This window comes from Faecalicoccus sp., assembly GCF_036552745.1.
Lineage (GTDB): Bacteria > Bacillota_I > Bacilli_A > Erysipelotrichales > Erysipelotrichaceae > Faecalicoccus.
The window spans coordinates 1-3,638 of sequence record NZ_JAXKBY010000190.1 but is presented as its reverse complement, the minus strand read 5'-3'; the positions used below and the strand labels follow the sequence as shown (position 1 = coordinate 3,638).

Here is a 3,638-nt window from a genome sequence, read left to right as displayed (position 1 = left end):
GTTTTGATCCCCTCTACGATCCCAAAAAGAACATCTACAGCATTGATGGCGGTAATATCGTCAAACAAGGCGGTCAGTTAAACGCACTGATTTTTGAGCAAAATCATGTCGATGTCAAACGGTACGATGACTTACCTACAGCCATTTGCATACAAAGTGTAGATTATCAAAATCAAATTCCTTTGTTTGTGACTTGGAATCGTGGTGAAATTGAAATCTTAAAGAAGGAACGTTACCAGTCTTATATTTATTGTTTCCATTTAAAACGTGCTTTTTGGGTCGATAATGAATTTATTGAACAGCGTCATGGCAAATGGTATGCCTCGGACTATACCAATTATCAAATACCTTTAAAAGAAGGAGATATAGTAAAAATAGTACGTGAATATCGTGACAAAGCACAAATTAAAAAAGATGGAGTACTGGGATGGACATATTTAAAAAATCTAAGAAAGTTAGAAAATTAATTTACTCTTTTCTTTTTGATCAACATCCTATACAATATCTCTGTATTAGGCAAATGCCTTGATCCACGCTTGTTAGGGAAAATTTATTTTTCTGACAGGCGTGTTTTTTTAGGAGGATTTTATGATGAAGATTGTGCGATCCGTAATTCCGGTCATCTTCGGAAATTTCTTATATGCCCTGGTTGTAAAACTGTTTATCTTACCCACCAGTTTAATGAGTTCCGGTACGACCGGTATTGCCCTGTTTCTAAATCATTATTTCTCATTACCGGTCTCTTTATTTGTACTGGTATTTAATCTTGTGATGTTGTTGGTAGGATTTTTGATCTTAGGAAAAAAGTTTGTGATGACAACAATTGTATCAACATTAGTATATCCAATGGCATTGGAATTTTTCAATCAGCTCCTGGGTGATTTAGTCATTACAAATAACGAATTATTAAATACGATTTTTGCCGGTTTAGGTATTGGACTTTCTTTAGGTATCGTGATTCGTAGTGGTGCCAGTACCGGTGGCATGGATATTCCGCCTTTAGTTCTTCATCATTTCTTTAAGATTCCGGTATCCATGAGTTTATATGTCTTTGATTTTATCATTTTGTCTTCACAGACATTGTACAATCCGTTAGAAAGATTATTGTATGGTATCATACTGATCTTGTTGACATCGATCGTCTTAGATAAAGTTCTTTTAATGGGTACGACGAAGACCGAAGTGAAGATCATCAGTCCGCATCATGAACAAATCGCATCTTCCATTTTAAAAGATGTCGATCGCGGTATCACATTGTTGCAGGGAAAAGGCGGTTATTCACACCAAGATCAATCTGTGATTCTAAGTGTTGTTTCCAACCGTGAGCTTCCAAAGATCGAAAGACTGGTTCATCAGATCGATCCGGATGCGTTTATGATCGTTAGTCGTGTCAGTGAAGTTCTAGGACGCGGCTTTTCCTCTAAGAAGCAATATCAATAAAAACAGGCGACAGCTGGATACTATCGCCTGTTTACAACTATTCTTCTTTTAATTCTTTCGCCTGTTTTAATAAGGTAATCAGGGCATCTACCTGCTCTTGTGTAGTACTCCAGCTGGTCACAAAACGAATGACCTTACCTTCTTTCCGATTCTCCCAAAGCTCAAAATCCACTTTGTCTTTTAGAAACTCATATTCTTTTTCATCGACAACCGGGAAGATCTGATTGGTGTCGCTCTTCATTAAAAATGGATATTTCAGATCAAACAAAGCATCCTGAATCTGTGCTGCCATTTCATTGGCATGTTTGGCAACGGTATAAAACGCATCGTTTTCAAACAAACCCGCAAACTGGATTCCTAATAACCAACCTTTCGCCATCATGGCTCCGTTTTGTTTCATACAAAAGCGAAAATAAGGCTTTAAGCTGTCGTTGATGATCACAACGGCTTCTCCCATTAGAGCGCCATTTTTTGTGCCGCCGATATAGAATACATCACACCAGGCAGCCAGATCATTTAATGAATAATCGACACCGGACATCAAAGCAGCGCCCAGTCTTGCCCCATCCATATATAGATATAAACCGAGTTCCTGACACTTTTCATGTAAGGCTATAAGCTCTTCTCTTGTATAGACGGTACCAAATTCTGTGGCATTGGAAATATAGACCATCTTTGGATACACCAGATGTTCATAGGTCAACATGTGCTCATCAAATGATTTTTGAATCAATGCCGGTGTCAGTTTTCCATTCACATTTTGTACGGTGATAACCTTGTGACCGGTGGCTTCGATAGCTCCTGTTTCATGCGTTGAGATATGGCCGGTATCGCAAGAAATTACTGCTTCAAAGGGACGAAGCATGGCTTTGATCACAGTTTGATTGGTCAATGTACCACCGGAGATAAAATGAACATCAACTGTATGATCGACCATCTTGGATTGAATCAATTGTTTGGCATGCATGCAGATTTCATCCTCTCCATAGCCTACATGACTTTGGGTGTTGGTCTTATTCATGTGTTCTAAGATTTCCGGAATGCAGCCTTGTCCATAGTCATTTCGAAAAAATAACATAAGCCCTCCTTTCAAAAAGAGAGTACTTATGAAAGTACTCCGCTTATTTTAACAATCCCATTTTTTCATCCGTGAATAAACGGGCATCCATCAATTTTAAATCTTCGGCAATAGCCGGTTTAAATTCCATCTGTGCCAGAACATCTTTTTCCAAATCAATACCTGGTGCAATTTCTGTTAAGGTCAATACACCATCTAACAGTTCAAAAACAGCACGTTCAGTAATATACATGACTTTCTGTCCTGTCTGCGCAGCATATTCAGCGGCAAATGTAATCTGTTCTACTTCATTTTTGAACTTTTTGATCTGCCCTTCCTGTACGATTTCCAGCTTGCCATTACCAATGGTTTCCTTTAAGCCCTTTGCGGTAAAGGTACCACAGTAAACCACGACAGGTGCGGTCTGTGTAATGTTGATGAAGCCACCGCAACCGGCAATCTTCGGTCCAAAACGAGAAACGTTGATGTTTCCGTGACGATCACATTCAGCCAATCCTAAGAAAGCTTGATCCAATCCACCACCATCATAGAAGTCAAACTGATATGGCTGATCGATCATCGCATCCGGGTTTGTACAAGCACCAAAAGCTGTACCACTCATCGGTACTCCACCGATTCCTCCGGTTTCTACCGTTAATTTTAGACCTGGTAATCCTTCTTCATTGGCTACATTGGCAATGCCTTCCGGCATACCGATACCTAAGTTGATGATCGCCTTTGGATCTAATTCCATAGCGGCTCTTCGACAAACAACCTTACGTGCATTTAACGGCATAGGTTCAATTGAATCGACCGGTACACGAACTTCACCGGAATAAGATGGATTGTATTCCTGTGAGAATGTCTGCCAATGGTTTTCCGGTTTTCCGATAACCAGCGCATCGACATAGATACCCGGAATTTTTACTTCACGAGCCGACAAGGTGCCATTTTGTACGATATCTTTGACCTGCACAATGACAGTACCTCCAGAGTTTTTAACTGCCTGTGCGATTGATAAGGAATCCAGCGTACCAGCTTCCTGTGTCATGACTACGTTACCATCTTCATCGGCATAGGTACCACGAAGCAATGCGACATTGACCGGGAAGGATTTATAACGTAACCATTCTTCCCCATC

At 40.0% G+C, this 3,638-nt stretch carries 3 protein-coding genes and 1 pseudogene; 2 read left to right on the top strand and 2 right to left on the bottom strand.

Annotated elements, in window-relative coordinates:
• A pseudogene (locus tag U0M88_RS09025) lies at nt 1–467 on the top strand (hypothetical protein); the annotation flags it as partial.
• A gap of 121 nt (nt 468–588) precedes the next feature.
• Entirely contained in the window at nt 589–1,440 is an 852-nt protein-coding gene (locus tag U0M88_RS09020; RefSeq protein WP_331869597.1) for a YitT family protein, read from the top strand.
• A gap of 37 nt (nt 1,441–1,477) precedes the next feature.
• Here U0M88_RS09020 and U0M88_RS09015 read toward each other — a convergent pair whose 3' ends face one another.
• Nucleotides 1,478–2,518, bottom strand: coding sequence for a threonine aldolase family protein (locus U0M88_RS09015; protein WP_331869596.1), 1,041 nt, complete (start codon nt 2,516–2,518; stop codon nt 1,478–1,480).
• 43 nt (nt 2,519–2,561) lie between these two features.
• Nucleotides 2,562–3,638 (bottom strand): acyl CoA:acetate/3-ketoacid CoA transferase (locus U0M88_RS09010; protein WP_331869595.1); only part of this gene is annotated, 1,077 nt, incomplete at its 5' end.